Origin of the sequence: Photobacterium satsumensis, from assembly GCF_050336935.1 — a bacterium.
GTDB classification, from domain to species: Bacteria; Pseudomonadota; Gammaproteobacteria; order Enterobacterales; family Vibrionaceae; genus Photobacterium; species Photobacterium satsumensis.
The window spans coordinates 22500-46533 of the sequence record NZ_JAKJSK010000006.1; the positions used below are offsets into that span (position 1 = coordinate 22500).

Below are 24034 nucleotides of genomic sequence, written 5' to 3' on the forward strand. Positions count from 1 at the left end.
CTTATGATGAAAAAAACAATGACATTAGCACTAATGCTGGCTTCTTTTGTATCGGGTTCAGCGATTGCTGATCAAAAGCCTGTCCGTCTTGCTTCGGATTTCACGTACCCACCATTTAATTACAAGGATGAGTCGGGTACGCCGAAAGGGTTTGATATCGAGATAGCTGATGCACTCTGTGAAGAAGCAAAACTGAACTGTGAGTGGGTGTCGCAAAGCTGGGATGGCTTGATCCCTTCACTGTTGGCACGTAAGTCGGATGTGATTATGGCATCGATGCGTATCACTGAAGAGCGTAAGCAGCGTGTGCTATTTACTGACAAATATTATCAAACCCCTGCGCGGTTTGTCGCCGGGGTGGATTCTGGCGTTACGATTGATGAGCAAAGCTTAGAGGGTAAGCGCATTGGGGTTCAGCTAGGGACGATACATGACCGCTATGTAACGGATAAATTTGGTGACGTTGCGAATATCCGCCGCTATAACGGGCAGAATGAGGTCTACCTTGATCTGCAAAGTGGCCGTTTGGATGCTGTCTTTGGAAATTCTGATCAACTTGCCCTCGCTTTTCTTGATAAAGAGCAGGGGAAAGGCTTTGAGTTTGTGGGAGAAGCGGTGACAGATCCTGCTTACATCGGCGAAGGAACGGCATTGGCAATGCGGAAGAATGACAAGGCGCTGGCTGAGAAGTTTAACCAGGCTATCGCGACTATTCGTGCCAATGGAACATATGACAAAATCGCAGCTAAATACTTTAGCTTCGATATTTACGGTGAAAAATAAAGTTGAAAGATTGAATCCCCTGTAGTGTGCCTACAGGGGATTTTGTCTAGTGAGCAGTAGCTCGGCGGTGCTGTACCCACCTCGGGCCAACGGTATTAATGATTGTGGCAATAACGATCAGGCTTATTCCCGCGACCTTATTCATCCCGAGCGTTTCATCGAAAAAGCTTACTTGCCAAATTAGCGCAAACAGTAGGTTGGTGAAAATCAAGGGTGCCAGTTGCGAGCCGGTAGAGACTAATTGATAAGCTTTAGCGCGGAACATCTGTGTGCTTACAATACTCACCGCCAATACCGCCAGCATTGCTAATAAAATGCTGCTATCGAACGGGTTGGACGAAATCATCATACTGCTTGATGTTGCGACTCGCATCGTGGCAACGGGTAGCAGAATAAGCGCAGCCAGCATGAAGCACCAGCCGTTAAGCGCCGCTGGTGGTAGGTTCGATTTGGCTCCCTTGAATAAGGTCACTTGTGAGAGGGCATTGAACCCTCCGGCCGCCAAGCCGATGAACAGTTCTGGGCGTAACTCTATCCCAGCCGGATCTCCTGCCTGCAGCAGTACGCCGAAAAAGGTCATAGCCAGGCAAATTAAGGTGACCCCTTGAATGGGCGTTCGATACATCAGTTTTTCTAACACCGGTATAAATAATGGCCCGGTACTAAATAGCACAACACTTTCGACCAAGGTTAATTCGTTTAATGCCGAAAGAAAACAGAGCTGACTGCCTACCACGCACAAGGCGCGTATGATAATGGGCCTGCTATTGTGTTTATCGGGGACAACCCAGCCGGATGCTTTTAACATCAACAGCATAATGGTTGCTGGCAGGAAGAACCTCAGAAATCCCAGTACCTCGGTGCTAAAACTATCCGTAAGCAGTTTCCCCATGAGGCCATTAAACGACAGGCTGAAGGTCGAGATAAGCATAAAAAGGACAGGCCTGAGGTCTGAGGGCATAAATTTTCACTCCATAAATATAGAAAAGAGACACTTTGCAGTGGTTATGACTGGATATGTGATGCTGATAGCTGATAGCTGATAGCTGATAGCTGATAGCTGATATCGCTTGATAACTGACGTTGCTAAAGAGCTAAATATGGTTTGATTTTAGAGCGCTTGCCCAAGGGAAAAAAGCGAGTAATACTGACTAAAACTGTTAGATAAACTTACATATGAGAAAGTTGGTTCCCCTTAAGTCAATCTATGCATTTGTGGCCGTTGCAGAAACCGGCAGTATGACGGATGCTGCGGAGGTGCTCAGCGTCAGCCATTCGGCTGTCAGCCAAGCGATCAAAGCTTTGGAATCCCAGCTTGATGTCAGTTTGTTTCGCAGGGTAGGCCGCCGGGTTGAGCTTAATCAGGTAGGCCGCAAGTACTACCGTAAAGTCGCCCCTGCTTTAACTCAAATTGTCGAAGCCAGTGAAGCGATAGCCCATAAAAAGCCGAGTAACCGTATTACCTTAAATATGGTTAATTCGCTGGCACTTCACTGGTGGATCCCCCGCGTCCAAGATTTTAACGAATACGCTCCGCATATTGATATTCGGATCTCCAACATAATCCATGCCTTTGATCTGGAGAGAGAAGGTGTCGATGTGGCCCTTCTGCATGGAAAAACGGAAGAGTGGCAGGATTACTATTGCGAAAAACTCGGTGACGATGAGCTAATCATGGTGTGCAGTCCGCATTTGTTGGAAGAAATCCAGCAAGCGACTCCCCAGCAGCTATTGGCGAAGTATCCGGCTATATTTGCAACCAATCCCCGGCGTCAGAATGACTGGCAAGTGTGGTGTGACCATCATCAGCTAGCGGTGCCGAGCCAACAGAAAAACTTAACCTTTACCGCGTCGGTGCAAGCTGTTCAGGCAACGATACGAAGGTTGGGGGTACTGATCACTCATAAGCAATTTGTCCGCGATGACATCAAGCACAACATGTTGGTACAGGTGGGAGAGCCCGTATTGAACCCTTATCAGGAATTTTATTTTGTCTGCCTGCCCGAAAAACTGAAAGAAGACAGCGTACTCACACTAAGGAATTGGTTTAGGGGTCAGTTCGAAGCCAATAGCTAATAGCCAAGGTTATAGAAAAAGATTCCATCAAGCGGCAGATTTAAAGAAAACTATGAAAATAATTTCTCCCTTTCGCAGTGTATATTTCTATTAAAGCGAACGGGTTAAGTCGGTGGCCAATGCGATTCCACCGGCTCAACCCGGTACCATAAAAAAGGGAAAAACAATGACTCAAACAATCAATACCGTGAATGCACCTGCCGCTGTTGGCCCATATGTTCAAGGCAAGCACTTTGGCAATATGCTGATCACATCGGGACAGCTGCCGCTGAACCCAGAGACAAATACCATGCCTGACAATGTGGCAGAGCAGGCTAAGCAGTCATTGGCAAATGTCGAAGCGATTGTGAACGAAGCCGGTATGACCAAAGCGGATATTGTAAAAGCGACAGTGTTTGTAAAAGACTTGAATGACTTTGCTATCGTCAATGAAGTCTATGCGGCGTTCTTTGGTGAAAACTGCCCAGCCCGCAGCTGTGTAGAAGTCGCTCGCCTACCTCTTGATGCCAAAGTAGAAATTGAAGTGATCGCTGTTAAGTAACCTCTGTGATCATCAGCTGAAGAGGGAGGTTTTTTCTCCCTCTTGATACCTGAAAAAGCTAATCAAGGATTAATGACATTGATTGGTTTATCTTCCTGATTTCCTATCACTAAAAACATTACGCACATTTAATTTCTTCCTACTTATATATTGACGGTTTTAGTTATCTGGTAGTCATTAGTTACATATTATGTCAGTTGACATTGAATTTATTGTTGATCAATAAATATGATGGTGTTAATTAAGGTAATGGATGGTCAGTTGAAAAGCTCGGGTGTGAATTGTTGAGATGCAAATCATATTTTAATTTGTAATAAGATTTTTTAATATAAAAACACTTGTTCATCCCAAGTCTCATTTAATCTTTATCTTGTTGATTTATAGTATTTTACTGTTATGTCTGAACGTTTTTAGTTGGTTGACCTTATAAACTGTTTGAATGGTATAATTGGGATTATCAAAATAATTATTTTTCTTCATATTATGTGCCTGTATTCAATTATTATCTTTTCTATGGGTTTTATATTTAATCATAAATAACACCAATATGATTAGAGGAAATATAATGAGTGAAACAAATAAGGCCATCATAGAAGAGTACCGCTCAAGAGGTTATAAGGATGATATGCTCCCCAAACCTAGTGAGAAGCGGACATGGAATGCTTTTAACTATTTCACTTTATGGCAGGGATCTGTACACAATATTCCAAGCTACATTGCTGTGGGTGGCTTTTTAACATTAGGGCTCAGTACATTTGGCCTGATGACCGCGATTATTCTCAGTAGTTTTGTGGTTGCAGCGGCAATGGTGCTAAATGGTTTGGCAGGCTCTAAGTATGGTATTCCATTCGCCATGATATTGAGAGGTTCATATGGCGTGAAGGGGGCACTGTTGCCTGGTACGTTAAGAGGCGGGATCGCTTCAATTATGTGGTTTGGCATCATGAATACTGCTGGTACTGGCGCCATGTTGATTTTGATCGGCAAATTTTGGCCTGCATTCTTAGAAATTGGCGGAGGAGGAAGTATTCTTGGCCTCGGCATCCCCGCAATGATAGCGTTTTTAGTTTTTTGGGCTATTAATATGGTGATTGCATTTTACGGCGGTGATGTACTAAATAAGTTTACTGCAATTCTTAACCCCCTTATTTGGCTTGTCTTTGGTGGTTTAGCCATTTGGGCTGTATATCAGGCAGGCTTGAGTAATATATTTAGTTATGTTCCTGAACAAGTTCAATCTGAAGGTAGCTCATTCTTTAAATTTTTTATTGTGATGAACTCGTTGGTGGCTGTGTGGGCATGCCCTGCGGTTGGAAACTGCGATTTCACACAATATGCGAAAAATGACAAAGCGCAAGCGAGAGGCCAGACTCTTGGATTCTTTGTGGCTTACACACTATTCGCCATAACCAGTGTGATGATTTTGGCTGGTGCTAGCATTCATTACGGTGTGGATACATGGAATGTCCTTGATATTGTTAACAACTTTGATGGATGGTTTATTCCTGCATTTGCAAGTGTTGTAATTCTCATGACTACGATTTCAACCAATGCGACCGCTAATATTATCCCTGCAGGCTATCAGGTAGTCGCCTTATTTCCAAAACTGACATATCGTCAAGGGGTCATGATTGCTGGTGTGATAAGTGTCATCATCTGCCCTTGGAAATTGATGGAAAGCCAAGATAGTTTGTTTATGTTTCTTAACTTGATTGGTGCCATGCTCGGTCCAGTTTTAGGCGTTATGCTAGCTCACTACTTTGTCATCCTTAAAGGAAATGTTGATCTCGAAACACTCTATACAAAGCCTGGACAATATAATTACTTTAAAAATGGCTATAACACATTGGCTTTTGGTGTCACGATAACTGCAGCAATTGCCGCTATTATTGGTGAATTTATTCCTGCTTTGAAACCACTATCGCAAGTATCATGGTTTACGGGTGTATTTACGGCATTCTTCCTTTATGCTTTTTTCACTAAAAGGAAAATGGCCCAGGACCCAACATACCTTCAGTCTGAGGAGCAGGAGGTTTTACAAACGGAACCTGCCTCTGCTAAATAATATTAGGCTTAATTTAAAGGATAAAGGGATATTAAAATGGTAAATATGAACACTTGGGTTGAAGATAAAGCTACTGTTGATAATGAAACGCTTGATAAGTTAATGACTACAGTGACAGTTTTCAACTCTAGATTTAAGAAAGATCATCCAGATGAGTATGATTATGGTATGTCTATATGTAGTGATATAGGAGGAATAATTAATACTGCAGTTGTTACCGAAAACAGTGATAACAAACTTAATAACTGCTCCTTAAATGCGGTGGGCTTAGCAACCAGACAGTCTACTCATCTGGTGGAGGCAGAAGCAATGGCATTATTGCGTAATCGTGATTTTTTCTTTTGGAGTAGATATGTGCAGCCAGTAGAAGATCAAGTGTCGTGTTTGTCTATGTATCTGAAGTCAAAGACAGAAAATGATGGGCTTATTTTAGATACTCCCAATGGAAGTGAATGGTATCGATTAGTTCAGGCAGATATCACAAGCAGTAAAGCATACTCTGAAATGAGTAAATATGGCGATGGAACTCGATTTGTCGTTGGCGTTGGATTGATGGAAGATTTAATTAGAGATAACAGTCATTATTTGTATGCAGAGAAAATAAATGGAAAGCTAGTTTTTATTGATGGTCAAACTAATTTATTTAGTGACATAGAACCGACCTACTATAGCGATGATTTCGATTTTAGCCATATAAATATTCCACTAGTAACTGGAATGATGTTCTGGGCTATTACCCCTTAGATTAAATAAACCGCAACTTAACAACTTCATATATTTGATTGAGTGACAGACCTGTTTTAACACAGTTCTGTGTGTTTTTTCATTAGATGGAGTTACTTACTCCGATACTCTAGGTTTGATTAATTTTCGCTATCTAGAGAGTGTCGCTTATTTGTACTCTTTTGGATGTATGTTCTAGGTTTAGAAGAAACGCCCACCGTATGGTGGGCGTTGTTTTTATTAATTTATTTAAAAGCTGTGTATTTAAGAGAACTTAGATTATTTTCCAAGGGTCGCCTTTGCTAGGATCATTGCCTTGAGACCACCATTTAGCTTCATAGTTTACGCCCTTGTAGCTGACTTTATCTCCACCAACATAGACTTTAGTGCTATCCCAAGCTGGAAAATCGCCAGTGACAGGTGGTTCGGTTGGGGGATTGATTGTACCCAAATCGTTAACAACCTTCACTTTTGGCCAGCCAGCATGTGATTCATACAGATTGGCGACACACTTCTCGTAATCCCCTTCGACCAATGCTGAGTATGCGGTTTGGTAGCCGACGAGTTTACATTCGAACGACACCCCACCTGGGCGGTCTGCATGGTAGGACCAATCGCCATCCCAGTTGGTGTAAAGGACATCTGCTGCCCCTTGTAGGTTTAGGCTGCCATAAGGTGTTTGCTGCCAACAGGTGTTTTTCTCATCGCTTGGAGTCGGAAGCTGATAATGACTTGATAACCCTTCCCAGTACCGGATACGGTTAACGGGTTGGCCTTTATCCTTGTTATGCTCACCACACTCAATACCGCCATTGATAATATTAATCGTGGTACCGAAGCCGTAACCGATGCCGGCATCGGTTTCTAGCTGTGACGGCGTCCAGGTACGATCGATAACATGGAGCATGGCAGGTTTAGGCGCTTGCGGAGTGAGGAAAAACCAAATAGCGGACGCCAAGTTTAGCCATGAATCGGCAACTAGCCCCGGGTTATTGAGCAACACCGTTGCATCACCGTCAAACATGACTTCTGAAAAAGCACCGTAGTTAAAATGGTATGAGAGTTGTTTAGCGCCACGGCCAAAGTAGCCTTGGCCTGTCGCACATGGCCACTTCTTATTTTGCCAATCATTCTGGCCACATCCGGTGGTATAGCCAGGTTGACCTTCCGACCACCCCATTTCCCGAACGTGCACTAACGCCTGCTGCCACTCTTCTAAGCCGTGAGGATTATCCCAGGTGTTATCAACAGCAATATGCCCACCGGTTTCCTGAGCAAAGTGGGCAAAAGCGGTGATGATGGATTTCTTACAGATGGCATCTGCGTCCCGGCCATCGGTATAGTCGCCACAAAACGCCGGGAATTTTCCAATAGCCCTGAGAAAACGGGTATAGGTATATTCCGGGGCAGCCATTTGAGTGAGATAGCTCCACTCTGTTTCAGGAAAGACTTTTTCTGCTCGAACCACGTTGATCGGATTGCTTGCTAAACCGGGTTGTATGGCTTCAACGTTGTTATTGGGTAGGGTTCTGAGGGCATCGGCCCATATGGCGTACATGGGGTTGGCTGTTTTTGCTTGTTCTGCGGCTAGTACATCAGCGCGTAGAACGAGGTAGCCATCAGGAGTGTCAGGGTCTGGTTGGACTGTCATCGCAAAGCTGCTGGCTGCCATCGTACAGCCAATTAAGGCGACGAGAGTGTGCTTTTTCAACATGTCATTATTCCTTTAATTTTAGTTTCACGTTTTTAATGTGCGCTAAGCCATGCCGATCCTGTTCTACTCTTGATGTCGAGATTACACATCAACATTCCGCAGGTTTAGCATGTGTGCTAAAGGTGTGAGGTTGCCTTTGTGTCAGCACAAAATGCTTAGAGATAACTAACTATAAAGAGATTGTTATTGAAGGTGAGGTGAAAGGGATTAGAGGGATCGACTAAGTGATAAGGGTATTTTGAATGTAAATATCTAGCATGCCTGGTTTATTGGTCACTGTGACTGGCAGTGGGCTGCTTTGGCTATTTGGAGTAGAGGTTTTATCTGTTTGTACGAAAAATGGTCAATTTCATTTTGTGCGAGTGACTTCAGCCTGTTTTTGTCTGGTGGGGAAAGAGTGCTTGTCGTTTTGGAAGCTCTGTCGCGTTTGAACAGCGAGTAAAAAGCCCACACACGCTACGTTGTCGTGGGCTTGTATTATACCCGAGCTATTTCACCTTGAGGTAACTTGGGTTTAGGTATTTAGATGAAGGCCAGAATCGGTGAGATACATAGCAAGATACCCGTTGCGATGATCATATAGGTTGCTGTGCCTTTGTATTTGTGTAGGGATGGAACCTTGTAGACAAGGTAAGCTGGGATCAAGCAGCCAACTAAACCAAACACTGGGCTACAAATCGATGTGAATGATAGGATTGGTGCATTTAGGGCAATCGCCGACCATGCCAGCAAGATAATGAAGGTGATAACGCCCTTGTTGACCCACTCTTTATTTATCTCTTCTTCTTTATATTTACGAAGCAAAATATTCATCGCTAAACCTTTACATGCTTCACGGAAAGCAAGGAACACACCGAAGAATGAAGTGACAACTGCAAAGATGTTAATGACAATTCCTGCAACTGTTGCCCAGCTACCTGAGTAATAGTGAGCGATAATGGCTAGAGCCGACACGTTTTTGTTCATCGCATCCATAGCCTGCTCTTGGCTGATAGCAAAAGTAAACGAGATGGCGAAGAAGAAAACGATAACAAATAGAATACTGAAAGCCACTGTCATTGCGCGGGTTGCTTTGTAACGTGCCACTTCAATAGACTTTTCATGGGAGCGGTAAGAAATCACCATTGGGCTCAGAGATTGGATAAATAAGATAGAGGTAAGGGTAAATGGCAAGGTGATGATGGCATCTTTGAGCATTGGCAGAACATCACCGACAGCAGGGATATTATTGAAGTCCCAACGCGCAACAAGCAATAGCCCCATTACAGCAACGAGTGACAGCACGGTAACTGCCATAAAGCCAGACAGTTTGAACAGTAACTTTTCGCCTTTACTGCCAATGAAAGACAAGATACAGATCAGGCCCAGTCCATAGAAGATATTCTCATTGAGGTGTCCTTCAGTGACACCAAAAGAGTGCAGGTAAGAGGCACTGTCGTTGGTTACTGCGAGTGAATAGACCAGCACCCAAATCACCAACATGATGAAGTAGAGTACACCCAGAGCGATCCCCCAGTTTTTCCCAAGGTAGCCCGATATGATTGCAGGGTAATCGTTGCACTCTTTAGATTCAGCAAGGGTATTGATAAACAGTTTTTGGAACAGATACATCGCTGGATAGCCAATGATGGAGGAGAGCAGGAATACCCAAATACCCATGATTCCAACTTGGACAGGTAAGAAGACAATGCCAGCCCCAATTGCCATACCAATACTCATGACAATCCAGCCAATATCGACATTATCGAATTTAGTGGCTTTCTTCCATTCCGCTTCGCTCATGCCTGCTTTAATGTGTGGTGGGAGGTGGTTGGGGGTGCCGGTTAGGGCCTCTGATTGCGCACTCATAGCTACTCCGTGTAGGGTTTATTATTATTGCTAGCCCAGCTAAGGTGCTGATTTTATTTTATAAAATTATATAAATAGACTCAGCAGCCTATGTGGGCCGATATGTGTTAGAAGTTTTGTGTGGGCATAATAGTGCTATCAATAGGAGAAAAACATTCTCACTTTTCGCTGAAAATGAGAAAAACGAGCATCTTTTTATCTTATTTTGAAGAGGGCAGAAATGATTTTTCTTACTTTGATTTTTGTCATACCAAGTACCAATAAAACTAGGCATACCTCAAAGAATCAATAATTTAATCCTCACATTCAGCGCAGTCGGTGTTACTGCAAAACGTGTTTCACTTCACGTTCTTGATCATTGCTTAGTTGCTTATCAGTAAGCTGACAGGAATTTCCTCTATTGGTCTAATGAATTCCAAGTTAATCCACCTGTTGAGTGAATGGACACCCCAACCTTATGAGTGATTAGTTTGGGCTGAATGGGAACTTTCCCATTTCTTTGCGCCGAATGTGATCTAGGCGCGTTTTTGACAACGTAAACCAGCGTAAAAGCAGCAATTGTTAAAGTGCTAAGGAATAATCATAGCTTCAATTTTTTAGCCGGTTTTGCCGGATTAATAAGGTGCAGATCCAAACATGGCAGTAACAGAAAAACAGAAGATGATCTCAGGCGAGATGTACCAAGCGTGGGATGAAGAACTTGTCGCAGAGCGCCAAAAAGCAAAGAAATTGTGCTTTGCATTGAACCAAACGTGCCCAACAGAGCAAGCTACCCGTAAAGCATTGATTAATGAGCTACTGGGCAAAGAGACTGACGCTTGGCTCGAGTCACCGTTTAACTGTGACTATGGCTACAACCTGAAAGTGGGCAAGGGCTTTTACGCTAACCACGGTTGTAGCATCCTAGATTGTGCGCCGATCACTATTGGTGACAACTGTTTGCTAGCTCCGGGAGTGGTCATTGCGACAGCTGGGCACCCGCTTGACCCGGTTGAGCGTGCATCTGGCGAAGAGTTTGCAAAGGAAATCACGATTGGTAGTGATGTCTGGTTTGGCGCCAATGTGACAGTATGCCCAGGCGTAACGATTGGCGATAATGTTGTGGTTGGCGCGGGTAGTGTGGTGACGAAAGATTTGCCTGCGAATACGGTATGTGTAGGCTCTCCAGCGAAGCCTATTCGTACTTTGGCTATCAATGACGATAAGTCAGCGTTGGCCTAATAAACGATGAGGTGCTCTGCTGCCCAGTATGGATATTGTGATTAATACATGAGATCGATCAGCGGGCAGTGGAGCCATTCAGATACACCAACGGCAAGCGTTGGAAACGTAATAAGCATCCCAGCAACGGACCAAACGAGCTTCTGAGTGTTCATACTCATTCCCTAAGATTTAATTCATTAACTTATTAATTGTAATTAATCGACGCAAAAAGTCCTCCTCTTTGACATTGATTTACTTTCGCTATCACAGCGCTCTGCGCAACTTGCTCTTTATGGGAGATATTTCACCTTAGCTCAGTGGCCAGTTTCTGGCTTGGAATTTCCGGATAGTTAGGACTTTTCTTACCCTTGAGTTGGGTGTCTTAATTCTGAGTCAATGTATGGCTTTTGAGGCACATCCTGACAACTACACTTTGCGTCACAAGTCAGTAGTTGGTGTTGGAGGGGGTATGGGTAAACACTTGATTTGGGTATTGCTGATGACGGTAACATCATTGGTTGGTTGTCATGACGAAGAAATGACATTTGACGTCACTATGTCTGGTGCACAGGAAGTGCCACCCGTTGAAACTGTGGCCATGGCTTCTGGTGTGGTGACGCTCCTGATTGAAAAGAGCCATGATGATGATTTTGTGAATGTGACGATCAATGAAGTGTCGGCAGGAGATAAAATAGACGATAAAGAGGGTAATAACGCTTCATATAAAAAGGATGATGATGACGGTGATGGTGGAGAAAACGATGAAGAGCGTTTTCTTTTATCCGCAGAAATTGACGTTAGTGGTGTTGAAGAAGTGGTTGCCGCACACATCCATCAGGGCACAGTTGGTGAAAATGGCCCGGTAGCTTTTGAGTTCATCGATAATGGTGATGGCACGATGTCGGTTGAGGAGGTAGAGATCACTGCTGAACAAGCAGACATGCTGCTTAATGAAGAGTGGTATATCAATGTGCATACCCAGCAGACCCCTTCGGGTGAAGTCAGAGGGCAAATCGTTGATGGTGACACCGAAGTTTTGGCCTTTGTCCTTAGCGGCCGCCAAGAAGTGCCGGCAATAGAGTCTGATGCTATGGGTAACGGCTATGCGACAGTCAACACCGATACAAACGCCGTGAACTTGAAAGTGGTGACGACAGGCGTAGAGGATGCGGTTGCAGCCCATATCCATGAAGGTGAAGTGGGTGAAAATGGGGGCGTCGTGGTCTTCCTTGAGCAGGGCACTGATGATCCAAACGTATGGCAAACGCCAGAAGGAGCAACCCTTGATGCCGATGTTATTGAGGATTTGTTAGCGGGTGGACACTATGTCAATGTTCATACCCCTGATGTGCCAAGTGGCGAGCTAAGAGGCCAGATATTTTCAAGTTCGGTTACGCTGTTTGCCTTCGGGCTTGATGGAAGCCAGGAAGTGCCTCCAGTTGTCACTGATGGTGCTGGTGATGGCTATGTTTGGCTTGATACTGATACCAACCTACTTTCTGTGCTTATTTACACCACGGGCTTGGATGATGCCGTTGCCGCCCATGTTCACGAGGGTGAAGCGGGTATCAATGGTGGGGTCATTGTGGCGTTGGAGCAAGATGGAGCTTCAACCTGGCGAAGTCCTGGTCAAGTTGAGATTGATGATGACACGGCAGAAACATTATTGTCGGCAGGTCTTTACCTCAATGTTCATACCCCGGATGTGCCGAGTGGTGAAGTCCGCGGACAGATAGAGTAAAGGTATTCGATAAAGAAGAGTCAGAAAAACACAAAGGAGCTGAAAAGCTCCTTTGTGTTTAGGGCGTTATTTTTTGTTGGTCAGGATAAATTGTGCATCACTGCTCACCACGATATTGTTCTTCAAGAAATTTTTACCCAAAATCATGCTGTATTCAAAACGGCTGCGATCACGTAAATTGACGTTAATTTCCGTTTCTGTATTCCCCAGTTTCACCGTCATTTTAACCACATAGCGGCTGCTCGGTTTCTCACCAGCTCGCGCCTTGATTCGCATAGTTTTTACGACTTCGCGGGTATAGGTTTTCTCATTGCCTTGATGGTTACTATAAGTAAACGTGACCATCTCTTTGCCGTTATCGGTAAAAGTTTTGATATCGGTGGCGTGCATTGAGCTGACATCGGCACCGGTATCCAGCTTAACCGGGAACTGCATGCTATCCATATTCAGTTGCTCGATATAACCCGCTTGCGTTGGGGAGTGCTTATCGAGAAGCTGGGTGGTGCGGGTATTGACTAATAGATCGCCAGGGATCAAATCAGGGCTGATTTCTAACTGACTGTATGGGCTATTGTTTTGCTCGCTGGTTTCGAGAGCAATATCACGCAGCAATAATGACGATGGCAGTGAAATTTCAGTTCCGACAACAGGGCGGACTTGATCACCCACACGGATCTTCCTTTTCAGTGGTTTGTCTATTTTGTGGGTTTTGCCATTGGCATCTGTGATGGTGTATTGGATCATGCGGCCGTATTCAGTTCGTTGCTCGTCGATTTGCGAGACTTTTAGCAGTGGCGTTTTGATAATGCCTGAAGGACCAGCATTGAGGTTGACCCCGTCTATCTTGATCGTTTCTTCACCACTTATCATTAAAATCGAGTCGTCTTTCGCCATTGACGAAATCGGTGCCAAGTCAGATTTACCTAAGTAGCTGGCACCTAAATTGACCACAAAATATTGATTAAGCGCTTCAGTACCTAAACGCAGCTGGCTGTGGTTTTTGGTGCGATCTTTTAGATATACCTGAATATACTGTTCAGAGTCTCCTAGCTTAACTGGCAAATAGACCATAGGTCTTTGTACATTGCTAAAGCGCAGCATTCGGCTAAGCGGTGCGGTCATTGTCTGGCGGGTTTTATCACGGCCTTCTAGGGTAAAGCTAACGGTCTTTTGCTTTTCGTCGACCTTGATATCAAGAGCGTGCAGAATACTGTAGCGGCTATCGAAAGAGGTACTCACTTCTAGCGGCAAGGTACCAATAGAAGCATGCTCTTTGCGGCCGATGATTTTCGCATCAGGCTGTGCCTGTAAGTAATCAAAACCGGCATCGACCCAAGCGGTATTTCGAAGAAACGTTTTACCAATCAGAATAGGGGTGGAAAATCGCTCGCGGTTGGCCAGGTTGACTTCGGTAGGGACAGTTTTCCCTGCGATGGTGAGATCTAAATTAACCACGGGGCGGGCTAAGTGCCCATCGCCTCGGCTTTTGATCATGGCTAATCGAAACAGAGGCTTTTCGAGTCGGATTAACTCGCCACTGTATGGGTGCCTGATATCAAAGCTCACCATGATATTGGTTTTGTCTTCCCGATCGCGAAGCTGAGTGCTACCCAGTGCGTCATATTCGACAGCGATAGCATCGAGCAACTCTTCACCTTCAAGTCCCTTAAATACCGGCTCACTCGTCGTAATCGTGATGTTCTCGGCATGGATAGAGGTTGAATCAGCACCGGTATCAATCTTGGCTGGAAGGCCAATATTATCGAGCGAATCAATAGCAGGAAAGTAGACGAGTTCGGTGCGGCCTAACACTACTTTATTGTCGATTTCAGCGCGGCTTTCAATAATGCTTTCATACTGGGTGTTTTTCGCCATGGCGGGAGAAGCAGCGAAGGCTGCCAAGCACAAGGTGGTCAACAGTCGTAGGGAAGTCATAGGTTTCCTGTATCAATTAGCGAAGGGAAATTCAATTGGTTAAGTGTACTGTTTAAAGGTAGCGCTAAAGCGGCTTATTGGCACCAATTCAGCAAAGATTCAGTAATTCTAACAGAATCTTTGCAAAACTTTGGTGGAAAAAGGTTTTTGAATCAGTTATCTGTGTTATTTCTCCCCGAGAAGCGAAGTGCCTCAAGGGGAAAAATAAAAGATAAATTTACGGTAAGTTTGCCACGCTATCAGCCATCTGAATCAGCTTATCCAGAATGCGCTCACCGTCGGCGCGAAGGCCGTTGTGCTCATATTCGTTGGTGATCCATGCTTTGGTGTTAGGAATGCCTTTTAACGTTTCCTGCGAGTACTGCATTTCAACATACATATCATCCGCATACACTGCGCAGGCTACCGGTACGGTATTCTTTGCCAGTGTTTCAATATCGTATAAATCAGCCCAATCAGTGCGCCCCGCCAACAGGTTTGCGGCTTCTTGTAATGGCTTCAGGCACTCGAACTGATCGAACATCCACGGGTAGACCATTTCACCAGTGAAGTTAAAGGTACCGCCTTTCTGGTAATTGAACTGCGGGAAGCTATCTCGTACTCGGTGGGCAGACCAATTCGATGCTGAGTGCTGGCAGTATAAGGGCTCGTGCAAAATCGCATAGATAGGGTTGGTCTGGTAGCTTTGCTCAGCCAGCATAGCGTTTAGGAAAGCATAGCTGAGGGCTGCGTTACCGTTGGCTTCAACAAAGGCATCTTCGAGCAGGTAGTACATCGGCACATTGGCATCACTGCGGCCAAGGTTGATGCCAATCATCTGAAATTGCTCAACGGTGAAACGCTGCCCATTAGGCAAACGAACATCGTTATCCAATAGGTAATCGGCAATCTTTTGGCATTGCGCTTGTGCGGACGGGAACTGGGCAAAAAACGCATCGTTCTTGTCCTGAACCCGCTGATAAGTAGCCTGATAGACCTCATCGGCATGGCGAACCAACGAGGGGACACCGCCGGTGATATAAGAACGTGACAGGCTCTGTGGGTAGAAAGAGAGGTAAGTCAGGGTACAAAAGCCCCCAAAGCTCTGGCCGAGGGTTGACCATTGCTGGACACCTAGCTTTTCCCTTATGGTTTCGGCATCACGGACAATATTGTCGGCACGGAAATGACCGAGGTAGTCAGCTTGTTCTTGAGCAGACATGTGGGCCAATGTTTGGTGGCTGATCACTGTGCTGTTGCCAGTGCCACGCTGATCCAATAGCAGTACGCGATACTGTTGCAGCGCACGCTTCAACCAACCTGAGCGGCTGTCTGGCCGCGGTGATGGAAAGCCGGGACCGCCTTGGAAGTAGACTAGCCAAGGTAGGTCTTCGTTTTGGCGGTCAAGGTCAACAACTTCGCGGGCAAAGACCGAAATAGACTGTGCATCTGGCTTGGTGTAATCAAGAGGGACTTCAAAGATATGCTGACGGTAAAGTAAATCACCATCGATGAAAGAGGTTTGCACAGGTAGCTCCTTTACTAGCGAATTCAAACTGATAGGATCTCATACTAACACCTTTTTATTCTCATCTCGCGATAAACCCATCATGGTTCCACTGGTCGTATGATTTGTTCAAACAGCTTGGGTTCGTCGAAGTGGCGGATGCCGACAAAGGCAATGGCATGGTGGCCGAGCTGACGCATTGCGCCTGCTGAGGGAATGCCGAATAGCCATAGGTAGGTACTTTCTAACCGCTCGCTGCTAGGAAGCATTCCGCGTTGATTGAACAGGCTGACCGTATGCTTTTTGCTGGTGGGAAGCTGGCGCAGTTGGTCATAATAGACGGGCTTGAGAGGCAGGCTTTGAGCCTCTGTGGCTGGGTCTTGATCATACCAATCCAACTGCTTAATCATGTGCTCTCTGTGTGACAGGGTCACTGACCATGATGATGAGCCAGTAGGAACAAGCCGCTGGAACATTAGCGGCGTTTCAACATCAGGTCTTGGGTTGTTGAATTCGAAGCGGCCGGTAAGGTTGAAAACCATGTGGTAACACCCGCAGTGATGGATAGAGTCGAGTAAGAGTGGCCGTCCTTGGTGATCGAGTGTTAGCCTCAGTAATACCCCGTCAAACTTTCCTGCGTAGGGATCGAATGATGATGTTGGGGTACGGTTGGCAAACCACAGGCTGTAGTTCAACTGTAGGTATGTCTTACCGTATAACTGGGTGTAACTGTGGTGCAGGTAGATAGCAGGTTTTGAGGGATCGACCGCCGGTTGCTGCTCATTCGCTAAATAACGTACTGTTCCGGGGATATCATCATAGGTCCTGTTTTCTATTTTTATTAAAGGGGAGTAATAGTGATACAGCCGTGAGATCTGATTATCGCTTAGCATCGGCCACCCTATTGTCGATTCTATAAGGGCATCACTGAACCATTCTTCTATTTTTACTTGGCTTATAAGAGACGCACTTTCTGAGTTTCTGTCTTGGGCAAAGCTCTGTGTTATATGGCTCTGTGCGATTTGGTATTGACGAGTGCGGCTGTCTGGCTCGTTGAAGCCATTTTCACTAAACCCCAGCAAGATCCTTTTCTTTTCTTTATCGATGGAGGATTGAGCAACTCGGCTGCTTAGTGGGTATAGGCCAAATACACGTAACCAAGGCTCATAGCTGTCAGCAACAGAGATCTGTTGTTGGTTGATTTGTTCCCATACCCGATCATTGTGCTTGGCTTCTTCGGTGAGCTTGTCTGCGCAGTAATCCAGTACCGGCAGGTCGAACGGGTTAATAATCAGATTATTGAATTCAGCTTGGCGCTGGTGAGTCGCGAGCTGTGATGTGTAGTCGAGCCACTGACGTCGGTCGTTTTCGGTTTCAATACGTTGTAATTGAGATTGGCTGAAGCGGTCGAAGGCCAGATAAGGAAATGTCTTGTCGTTGATAACTTGTCCATCGCGGACTTGCTGGCGCTTCACTTCTTGTTTGAATGTGATTAAGTGGTTGAAGCAGCTTTGTAGGTCTTTTGAATAAACCGTGTGATGGGTACTCGAACAGGCGCTAACGAACATCGCTAATATCAATAAAAAGAATATGCGCATAGCCACCAGAGATTATAACTTGTTGAAATTAAATAATTATAGAAGTTTTAACCACGGGGTGTCGGGTTAATTTGAGAGATGTGTTGGAATTTGTGCGATGGATTGAGGCTGTGGTGGCATCCCGCAGGGATCGGATAGGGGCAAATAAAGAAAGCTGGAGCCCTAGGCTCCAGCTTTCGAACTGTGTAGCCATAACGTGAGTGCAGTGACTAGCCTAGTTGTTTAATCACGTAATCCAGCGCACCGGTAATTGCTGCAACCTGAGCAATATTACACTCTTGGTCGGTGACTTTTTCGCTATCTGGGTAAACTTCCGTGGTTGTGCCATAGGTACAATCAGACAAGCCATTGCAAAGGCTTAGTTCTTTTAGCGGATAGTTGATGACGCCTTCTTGGGTAATCGGTGATCCGATGATCTTGCCGTTAGCATCTGGCGGAGCGATGTGGGTGACTTTACGAACAGAGTCGATAATGGCTTTTTGTAGTTCAGGTTGTGGGTTTTCGGTATCACCCACGGTGTAGAAGCCATCAGGGATCATTTCTTCAAAATGATCTAAGCCGTCTCGTGCTGCGCGTGCGCGTCGGAATTCCGTTTCATCAGAGTCTGTGGTTTCGTGCAAGTCGACATGAACAAGGATCTCTACGCCAAGCTCTTTCACCATAGCCATTAGGCTAGCGGCTTCTTCCGATGGGCTGTTTTCGAAGAATGAGCGGTTTGGATCAACGGCTTGTGGGTTCCAGCGGTTGATGACTTCATAACCCCAAGGGCTAACACAAGGCGCGATGACGATATTGAAGTGCTCTGCGTATTTTTCAGCTTCAGTATCAGCAAACATAAGCGCACCATGTACACCACTGGTTTCGTAACCATGGACACCACCGGTTACTAGTGCTGTTGGCTTATCGTTACTCCAGTTACGCGACTTAATCACCAATAGCGGATATTTTGTTGGATCATAGCTGAGGGCACCATATTGCGATACATCAAAACGATCACGAAGGGCGTCTATCTTCGTGACAACTTCATCTTGGTAAGAGCGCTTAATTGTTTGCTGAGCTAGCCATTGGGCTTTTTCTTCTTCACCCCATTTTTGGCCTACGGTACCGATAGGGTATGTATTTGAGATTTCCATTATTCGCCTTGTGTTGTGTTTACTCCTGTGGCAAACAGAGTAATCTACTGTTGATTGTGAATCAAACGTATTGATAATAGGGATAAATCTGCTTCTATCCATTTTTTTATTGATGAAACTAGTGAGCCGAAGTTAAGTCGCTGTTATCTAATGAGGCGGTTTGGGGCACAGTGTGGATGAGTGTTAGGAGACAGGGAGATTGAGTTGCTTAATTTTGTAGGAAAATCACGATGGCAATAAGTGTCAGTTGGCTGGATAACTGCCAGTTTAACGTTGTTACTGAAGATAAATTTGAATTCACCGTTGACGCCGATGGTAAGCAGGCACCCTGTCCGACAGAGATCTTGTTGTCTGCGCTGGGGTCTTGCAGTGCCACCGATGTAGTGATGGGGTTGCAGGAGCAGGGCGTTGTTCTTAAACACCTAGAGAATAAACTGACCTATACATTAACAGAGGATTCCCCGCGTTTGTACAAAACGGTTAACCTGCACTTTATTGTTGAAGCTGACAATGTATCAGCTGCACAGGTGTCGGCGGCTGCAAAAGGGGCATTGGAAAAATACTGCCACGTTTGCTTAATGTTACAGCCGAAAATTAACGTAACACACAGCGTTGAAATAGTTGGCGGCTAAGTTTTATTAAATCGTTTCAGGCCAAACGGCAAACTCGTTGCCGCTTGGCTCCTCTTTATGTACAGAGGCGGTTTGAGAAGATTATGTCAGCGAATACTCAGAAACGAAGATAGAGGGTACTTCATTGATGCCTTCTTTTTCCGCCATTGCCGCAAGTGCAACTTCTGATGCGAGGCGGACGTGCTCAATACAGGCATGGTGTGCAGCAGCACAATCACGCTTCATGATGGCATCAACAATGGCACTCATTTCTTCAATGCTCTGCATATAGCGGTTCTCTTGTGAGATAGATGTCGCGCGTAGCAGGTTGATGCGAGCTTGTTGCTGGCGAAGTAATTTGGCCGCCGTTTGATTTCCACAGCCTTCGTAAAGTAATTCATAGAAGTCATTCACACTATCAAGGATGTTGGCTACGTTACCTTGGGTTAAACGGCGAGTCAGCAAGTGTAAGGTGGTTTCAAGCATCTGTAATTGCTTGTCGGTGGCATTAAGCGTGTACAGCTGGACGATCAGGCTTTCTAGACTTGCTCGCAACTCGTATATTTCTTTGGCAGTTTCCAGCGTTAGGCGAGTAACAATGGGCCCTTTGTTTTCAAGATAATCAACCAGTCCCTCTGACTCTAAATGACGCAGGGCTTCACGTACGGATGTACGGCTGACTCCGAGCATGTCACAAAGATCCCGCTCAACTAAGCGATCACCCGGCATTAACTGGAAATTCATGATAGCGCTTCTGAGGGTTGCTAGCACTTTCTCGCGCAAAGGAATGCGGCTGTTGTCAATCTTGGTAATTTGCGAAGGTTGCCTAATCATGCTGTATTCTCACTACTGTATAGCATTCCATTAGCAAGCTGCTGGGAAGCTGATAAAACCATGTGCTTTTTAGTGCATCTCTTTGATTATAAGTCGTTCTACATTGGCGATTATAAGTGATTGTTAATTCCAATGTCGGTTTATTTTGCTTCTATGCCCATTGTTATCTAGATGCCCTCAACAATCGCCACTTCGGCCGTTGCAACCCCTTTGCGTTGGGCGGCAGCCTGCTGGTAAGCATCAGAATGGTAACATGCCAGCGCCGACTCAAAAGACGGGAATTCAATCACTACATGGCGTTGGCGTTCTTCACCTTCCATCTGGACGTAGCGCCCACCGCGAGCAAGTAATTTCCCGTGGTAAGTGGCAAAAGCTTGCGGCGCTAATGCCGTATAGCGCTGGTATTGTTCCGGATTGTGTACAGTTACATGGGCAAGCCAGTATCCCTTCATGGTCTACTCCGTTTTCGCTGAATTGCTTTAGGTAAAAAGGCCCCACGCTAATGGGGCAAGCTAGGAAAGAGAGATTGTCTCAAGTGCAGTAGTTACAAGTGTTACGTCTATTTAAATTGTGGAATAACCTTGTCGATGAACAGCTGTAGTGACTTCTTCTTTTCTTCAAAGCTAAGGCTGTTATCTGCCCAGTAGCTGTATTGGCTTACTCCGAGTGTTTCGTAGTACTTCAAGCGGGAAACAATTTCCTCTGGTGTACCAACTGCAAGGTTGTTACGGAGTACTTCTTTGCTGAAACCTTCACCAAGATCTTCGCTACTTAGACGGTTGACGAAGCCATCGTCAGGGGTTTGGTTATTACGTGCCCAAGCCATAAACATGGAATACCAGTGGTGCAGGGCATCGGTACCTGCCGCTAAGTCTTGTTCGTTTTCGCCAACGAATGTGTGTCGAAGTAGCATGATGTCTGGGCGGTCAACTTGCGGGTTGTTTGCACAAGCCTCATTGAACTTGTTCATCAGATCTTGTACTTCCTCATCGTTTTTCTGTAGTGGCGTTACCATCACATTACAGCCACTACTAATGGCGAAGTTGTGTGAATCGGGATCGCGTGCTGCAACCCACATTGGTGGGTGAGGGTGCTGGAGAGGTTTTGGCACGCTGGTGGTTGTTGGGAACTGAAAGAGTTCACCGTCGTGGGCATAATCGCTAGTCCATAGCTTCTGTAATGCGGGCACCATTTCACGAAGGTATTTGCCGCCATCGGCTGCTGGCATACCATTCATCAGACGATCAAATTCGGCTTGGTAAGCGCCGCGGGCAATACCAAATTCTAAACGGCCATCACACATGATATCTGCGAGTGCGGCTTCTCCTGCTAACTTTACCGGATGCCAGAATGGAGCGATAAACGTACCAGCGCCAAGGCGAATTGTACTGGTTTTGTTGGCAAGGTAAGTAATGTAGTTAATGGGGTTGGGCGCAATGGTGAACTCCATAGCATGGTGCTCGCCAACCCACGCCATTTCAAAACCACCTTTTTCAGCAATTTGCACCAGCTCTGTCAGTTCAGCCAATGATTCTTGGTGAGTTTTGTTGTCATCATAGCGTTCCATGTGCAGGAAAAGAGAGAATTTCATAGCAGTATCCTTTCTGTGATGTTTATAGGAGGCTGGCAAGCAGCCTCATTCTTTTTATTTGCTCTCTACAAAATCTTATTTAGATAGTGCAGATGCGGGCTTTAACGTTTGAGCGTCTTTTTTTACCAATGGTTGTGGCGACTCTTGATATTCAGTCCCTGAGTACAAATCTTTCATTAGGCAATAAGCCATGACGATGAGCACCATTGAGAACGGTAATGCTGCGGCAATGGAAGCTGCTTGCAAGCCCTCCAGTCCACCCGCCATCAGCAAAATACCGGCAACTAAACCCAGTCCAGCCCCCCAAATAACGCGCATCTTAATAGGCGGGTGGTTTCCACCCATCGACAAGATGGTACAAATTACGAGCGTGGCTGAGTCGGCCGAAGTGACGAACCACGAAATAATCATCACTGTTGCGAGTGCAGCCATCGGCCATGTTAGCCAGTGAACATTCAAGGCTTCGATTGTGCTGTATAGGACCATGGTAAGGTTCTCATTCACTACAGCCGTAAGGTTGCTAGCGGTATACAGTTCAAGGTACGTTGCTGTGCCGCCCATGATGGTGATCCAAGTAAAGGCGCCGAGTGTGCTTGCTAAAATCCCGCCTAGCATCAGTTCACGAATGGTGCGTCCTTTCGAGATACGGGCGATGAAAATACCGACATATGGGCCCCAGCTTAACCACCAAGCCCAGTAGAAGACTGTCCACCAACCTTGCCATTGGCGTTCAGGCTGTGGGTCAACCCAAAGAGACATCCCAATAAAGTTGGCAAGGTAATCACCCATGTTGGTGAAGAAAGTGCTGAACAAATAAACGGTTGGCCCAGCAATGAGGAAGAAGCCAAATAAAACACAGCTAATCCTAACGTTCCACTGGCTCAGGAACTTAATCCCTTTCTGTAAACCTGAGACCGCCGAGAAGGTCGCAATCGAACCAACCAGCACGATCAAAATGAGCTGGTTAACCGAGTTGATTTCAATGCCAAACAGGTAATTCAGCCCTGCGTTCATTTGCGATACACCTAGGCCGAGTGTTGTCGCGGTACCAAAAAGAGTACTGAAAATAGCGAGTAAATCGACCGCGTGCCCAATTGGCCCATAGATACGATCGCCCAGAACGGGGTATAACGCTGAACGGATCGTGAGCGGCAGGCCTTTTCGGTAGGCGAAATAGGCCAAGATCAAACCCACGAGTACATACACACTCCATGCATTCAATCCCCAGTGGAAGATCGTAATGCGCATACCAATCTGAGCGGCGTCTGGGGTACTTGCAGCAACATTGGCCATTTCCGCAAACGGGTTACCTTGAATATAGGTAAGTGGCTCTGCAATACTCCAGAACATTAATCCAGTACCGACTGCGGCACTAAATAGCATCGCAAACCAAGTGAAATTATTAAACTCAGGTCGATCTGTATCTTTGCCCAAGCGTATTTTACCGAACTGGCTAAAAGTAACCCATACCGAGAAAACAAAAATAACGGCGACAGCGGCTATGTAGTACCAGCTGAAGTTCGTTGTGATCCAATTTTTCACGCCACTGTAAACCGTGTTCGCGAGATCTATCTGTAAAACGGAAAATAGTACAAAAGCCGTAACCATAGTTAATGAAGCTACTGTCATCGTTTGGTTAACACCGGAAAATAAACCTTTTTTGTTAACCATGCTGTCATTGGATGTCATAGCAGGATTGCTCCTTTATGCGCTGTATTATCGTGCCTTGGATAAACTGCAGCAGCCTTCAGACTACATAACCCTCGAACACCCCTTTCGTTATGTCATCAGCACATTCCTGGCTGATATTGTATGTGTTTTGTTGGTATACCATAACACCAAAAAATAGCGCATCAACCATTGATTTTAACAACGATTTAACATGGGATTTTATTTAAGTGTTTGAATTTTATGGTTTAACTTTGGGTTTGAGCTTGTTTGCAACCAAATCAATTAGTGATGGGAATTTAACAAATTGTGATCATTGTAGATTTTTTGATAAAAGTACCAATATCGATATTATGGCAGGTGCACTGTTTAAGTTGTTGTTTTTAGGGTGTTTTTATAGGCATTGGTATAGAGCGATAGCTGTTAACTAAGAGATGAGTGGTTTCTTTTTGTACTAAAAGTTTGGTATACCATAATACGAGTT

General features: G+C 45.4%; 18 protein-coding genes and 1 pseudogene. 8 read left to right on the forward strand and 11 right to left on the reverse strand.

The features are described from left to right. The first annotated feature begins 18 nt into the window (after positions 1 to 18). A complete protein-coding gene (locus tag L4D79_RS00270; RefSeq protein WP_428651664.1) occupies positions 19 to 783 on the forward strand; it encodes an ABC transporter substrate-binding protein in 765 nt (254 codons plus the stop codon). A gap of 46 nt (positions 784 to 829) precedes the next feature. Here L4D79_RS00270 and L4D79_RS00275 read toward each other — a convergent pair whose 3' ends face one another. Next, positions 830 to 1744, reverse strand: a complete 915-nt coding sequence (locus tag L4D79_RS00275) for a DMT family transporter (RefSeq protein WP_428645784.1) — start codon at positions 1742 to 1744, stop codon at positions 830 to 832. Positions 1745 to 1959: 215 nt separating this feature from the next. On the opposite strand from L4D79_RS00275, the gene L4D79_RS00280 reads away from it, so the two are divergent. From L4D79_RS00280 to L4D79_RS00295, 4 genes are all read left to right on the forward strand, one after another. After that, positions 1960 to 2859, forward strand: a complete 900-nt coding sequence (locus tag L4D79_RS00280) for a LysR substrate-binding domain-containing protein (protein WP_428645787.1) — start codon at positions 1960 to 1962, stop codon at positions 2857 to 2859. A 166-nt stretch (positions 2860 to 3025) separates the two neighbouring features. After that, on the forward strand, positions 3026 to 3400 hold the full coding sequence (locus tag L4D79_RS00285) for a Rid family detoxifying hydrolase (protein WP_428645790.1): 375 nt from the start codon (positions 3026 to 3028) through the stop codon (positions 3398 to 3400). A 565-nt stretch (positions 3401 to 3965) separates the two neighbouring features. Next, positions 3966 to 5465: an allantoin transporter gene (locus tag L4D79_RS00290; RefSeq protein ID WP_428645792.1), complete on the forward strand. Its 1500-nt coding sequence runs from the start codon at positions 3966 to 3968 to the stop codon at positions 5463 to 5465. A gap of 36 nt (positions 5466 to 5501) precedes the next feature. Further along, positions 5502 to 6209: a hypothetical protein gene (locus tag L4D79_RS00295; protein WP_428645795.1), complete on the forward strand. Its 708-nt coding sequence runs from the start codon at positions 5502 to 5504 to the stop codon at positions 6207 to 6209. A gap of 256 nt (positions 6210 to 6465) precedes the next feature. Here the strand turns inward: L4D79_RS00295 and L4D79_RS00300 are convergent. Both L4D79_RS00300 and L4D79_RS00305 read right to left on the reverse strand, forming a co-directional pair. Beyond that, positions 6466 to 7902: pseudogene (locus L4D79_RS00300) on the reverse strand (chitinase); the annotation flags it as partial. Positions 7903 to 8424: 522 nt separating this feature from the next. Continuing rightward, positions 8425 to 9684 carry an SLC5/6 family protein gene (locus L4D79_RS00305; RefSeq protein ID WP_428651666.1) on the reverse strand — a complete coding sequence of 420 codons (1260 nt, stop codon included), beginning with the start codon at positions 9682 to 9684 and terminating at the stop codon, positions 8425 to 8427. A 702-nt stretch (positions 9685 to 10386) separates the two neighbouring features. On the opposite strand from L4D79_RS00305, the gene L4D79_RS00310 reads away from it, so the two are divergent. Next, on the forward strand, positions 10387 to 10971 hold the full coding sequence (locus L4D79_RS00310; protein ID WP_428645798.1) for a sugar O-acetyltransferase: 585 nt from the start codon (positions 10387 to 10389) through the stop codon (positions 10969 to 10971). A 451-nt stretch (positions 10972 to 11422) separates the two neighbouring features. Next, positions 11423 to 12694, forward strand: coding sequence for a CHRD domain-containing protein (locus L4D79_RS00315; RefSeq protein WP_428645801.1), 1272 nt, complete (start codon positions 11423 to 11425; stop codon positions 12692 to 12694). Between the two features lie 66 nt (positions 12695 to 12760). Here L4D79_RS00315 and L4D79_RS00320 read toward each other — a convergent pair whose 3' ends face one another. The 4 genes from L4D79_RS00320 to L4D79_RS00335 all read right to left on the reverse strand — a co-directional run bounded on the left by L4D79_RS00320 (position 12761) and on the right by L4D79_RS00335 (position 18846). Beyond that, positions 12761 to 14629 carry a putative ATP-dependent zinc protease gene (locus L4D79_RS00320; RefSeq protein ID WP_428645804.1) on the reverse strand — a complete coding sequence of 623 codons (1869 nt, stop codon included), beginning with the start codon at positions 14627 to 14629 and terminating at the stop codon, positions 12761 to 12763. A 217-nt stretch (positions 14630 to 14846) separates the two neighbouring features. Next, entirely contained in the window at positions 14847 to 16136 is a 1290-nt protein-coding gene (locus tag L4D79_RS00325) for an alpha/beta fold hydrolase (protein WP_428645807.1), read from the reverse strand. Positions 16137 to 16216: 80 nt separating this feature from the next. After that, on the reverse strand, positions 16217 to 17713 hold the full coding sequence (locus tag L4D79_RS00330) for a hypothetical protein (protein WP_428645809.1): 1497 nt from the start codon (positions 17711 to 17713) through the stop codon (positions 16217 to 16219). Between the two features lie 209 nt (positions 17714 to 17922). Then, the gene (locus L4D79_RS00335; RefSeq protein ID WP_428645812.1) at positions 17923 to 18846 is read right to left on the reverse strand and encodes a M14 family metallopeptidase; all 924 of its coding nucleotides are present in this window, start codon (positions 18844 to 18846) and stop codon (positions 17923 to 17925) included. 230 nt (positions 18847 to 19076) lie between these two features. Between L4D79_RS00335 and L4D79_RS00340 the strand changes: the two genes are divergently transcribed. Continuing rightward, positions 19077 to 19478 (forward strand): OsmC family protein, encoded by a 402-nt coding sequence (locus tag L4D79_RS00340; RefSeq protein ID WP_428645815.1) that lies wholly within the window; start codon positions 19077 to 19079, stop codon positions 19476 to 19478. An 81-nt stretch (positions 19479 to 19559) separates the two neighbouring features. Here the strand turns inward: L4D79_RS00340 and L4D79_RS00345 are convergent, their stop codons facing one another. The 4 genes from L4D79_RS00345 to L4D79_RS00360 all read right to left on the reverse strand — a co-directional run bounded on the left by L4D79_RS00345 (position 19560) and on the right by L4D79_RS00360 (position 23571). Continuing rightward, positions 19560 to 20291: a GntR family transcriptional regulator gene (locus L4D79_RS00345; protein ID WP_428645818.1), complete on the reverse strand. Its 732-nt coding sequence runs from the start codon at positions 20289 to 20291 to the stop codon at positions 19560 to 19562. 167 nt (positions 20292 to 20458) lie between these two features. Continuing rightward, positions 20459 to 20743: a DUF1330 domain-containing protein gene (locus L4D79_RS00350; protein WP_428645821.1), complete on the reverse strand. Its 285-nt coding sequence runs from the start codon at positions 20741 to 20743 to the stop codon at positions 20459 to 20461. Between the two features lie 107 nt (positions 20744 to 20850). Beyond that, complete coding sequence (locus tag L4D79_RS00355) at positions 20851 to 21882, reverse strand: LLM class flavin-dependent oxidoreductase (protein WP_428645824.1); 1032 nt, start codon at positions 21880 to 21882, stop codon at positions 20851 to 20853. Between the two features lie 75 nt (positions 21883 to 21957). Further along, entirely contained in the window at positions 21958 to 23571 is a 1614-nt protein-coding gene (locus tag L4D79_RS00360; protein WP_428645826.1) for a BCCT family transporter, read from the reverse strand. Positions 23572 to 24034: the final 463 nt, after the last annotated feature.

What these genes read in the sequence shown, in the direction of transcription:
- L4D79_RS00335 (WP_428645812.1), bottom strand. Translation starts at nt 18,846, where the DNA reads ATGGAAATCTCAAATACATACCCTATCGGTACCGTAGGCCAAAAATGG.
- L4D79_RS00345 (WP_428645818.1), bottom strand. Translation starts at nt 20,291, where the DNA reads ATGATTAGGCAACCTTCGCAAATTACCAAGATTGACAACAGCCGCATT.
- L4D79_RS00290 (WP_428645792.1), top strand. Translation starts at nt 3,966, where the DNA reads ATGAGTGAAACAAATAAGGCCATCATAGAAGAGTACCGCTCAAGAGGT.
- L4D79_RS00280 (WP_428645787.1), top strand. Translation starts at nt 1,960, where the DNA reads ATGAGAAAGTTGGTTCCCCTTAAGTCAATCTATGCATTTGTGGCCGTT.
- L4D79_RS00315 (WP_428645801.1), top strand. Translation starts at nt 11,423, where the DNA reads ATGGGTAAACACTTGATTTGGGTATTGCTGATGACGGTAACATCATTG.
- L4D79_RS00360 (WP_428645826.1), bottom strand. Translation starts at nt 23,571, where the DNA reads ATGACATCCAATGACAGCATGGTTAACAAAAAAGGTTTATTTTCCGGT.
- L4D79_RS00285 (WP_428645790.1), top strand. Translation starts at nt 3,026, where the DNA reads ATGACTCAAACAATCAATACCGTGAATGCACCTGCCGCTGTTGGCCCA.
- L4D79_RS00310 (WP_428645798.1), top strand. Translation starts at nt 10,387, where the DNA reads ATGGCAGTAACAGAAAAACAGAAGATGATCTCAGGCGAGATGTACCAA.
- L4D79_RS00320 (WP_428645804.1), bottom strand. Translation starts at nt 14,629, where the DNA reads ATGACTTCCCTACGACTGTTGACCACCTTGTGCTTGGCAGCCTTCGCT.
- L4D79_RS00330 (WP_428645809.1), bottom strand. Translation starts at nt 17,713, where the DNA reads ATGCGCATATTCTTTTTATTGATATTAGCGATGTTCGTTAGCGCCTGT.
- L4D79_RS00350 (WP_428645821.1), bottom strand. Translation starts at nt 20,743, where the DNA reads ATGAAGGGATACTGGCTTGCCCATGTAACTGTACACAATCCGGAACAA.
- L4D79_RS00340 (WP_428645815.1), top strand. Translation starts at nt 19,077, where the DNA reads ATGGCAATAAGTGTCAGTTGGCTGGATAACTGCCAGTTTAACGTTGTT.
- L4D79_RS00295 (WP_428645795.1), top strand. Translation starts at nt 5,502, where the DNA reads ATGGTAAATATGAACACTTGGGTTGAAGATAAAGCTACTGTTGATAAT.
- L4D79_RS00355 (WP_428645824.1), bottom strand. Translation starts at nt 21,882, where the DNA reads ATGAAATTCTCTCTTTTCCTGCACATGGAACGCTATGATGACAACAAA.
- L4D79_RS00305 (WP_428651666.1), bottom strand. Translation starts at nt 9,684, where the DNA reads ATGAGCGAAGCGGAATGGAAGAAAGCCACTAAATTCGATAATGTCGAT.
- L4D79_RS00275 (WP_428645784.1), bottom strand. Translation starts at nt 1,744, where the DNA reads ATGCCCTCAGACCTCAGGCCTGTCCTTTTTATGCTTATCTCGACCTTC.
- L4D79_RS00270 (WP_428651664.1), top strand. Translation starts at nt 19, where the DNA reads ATGACATTAGCACTAATGCTGGCTTCTTTTGTATCGGGTTCAGCGATT.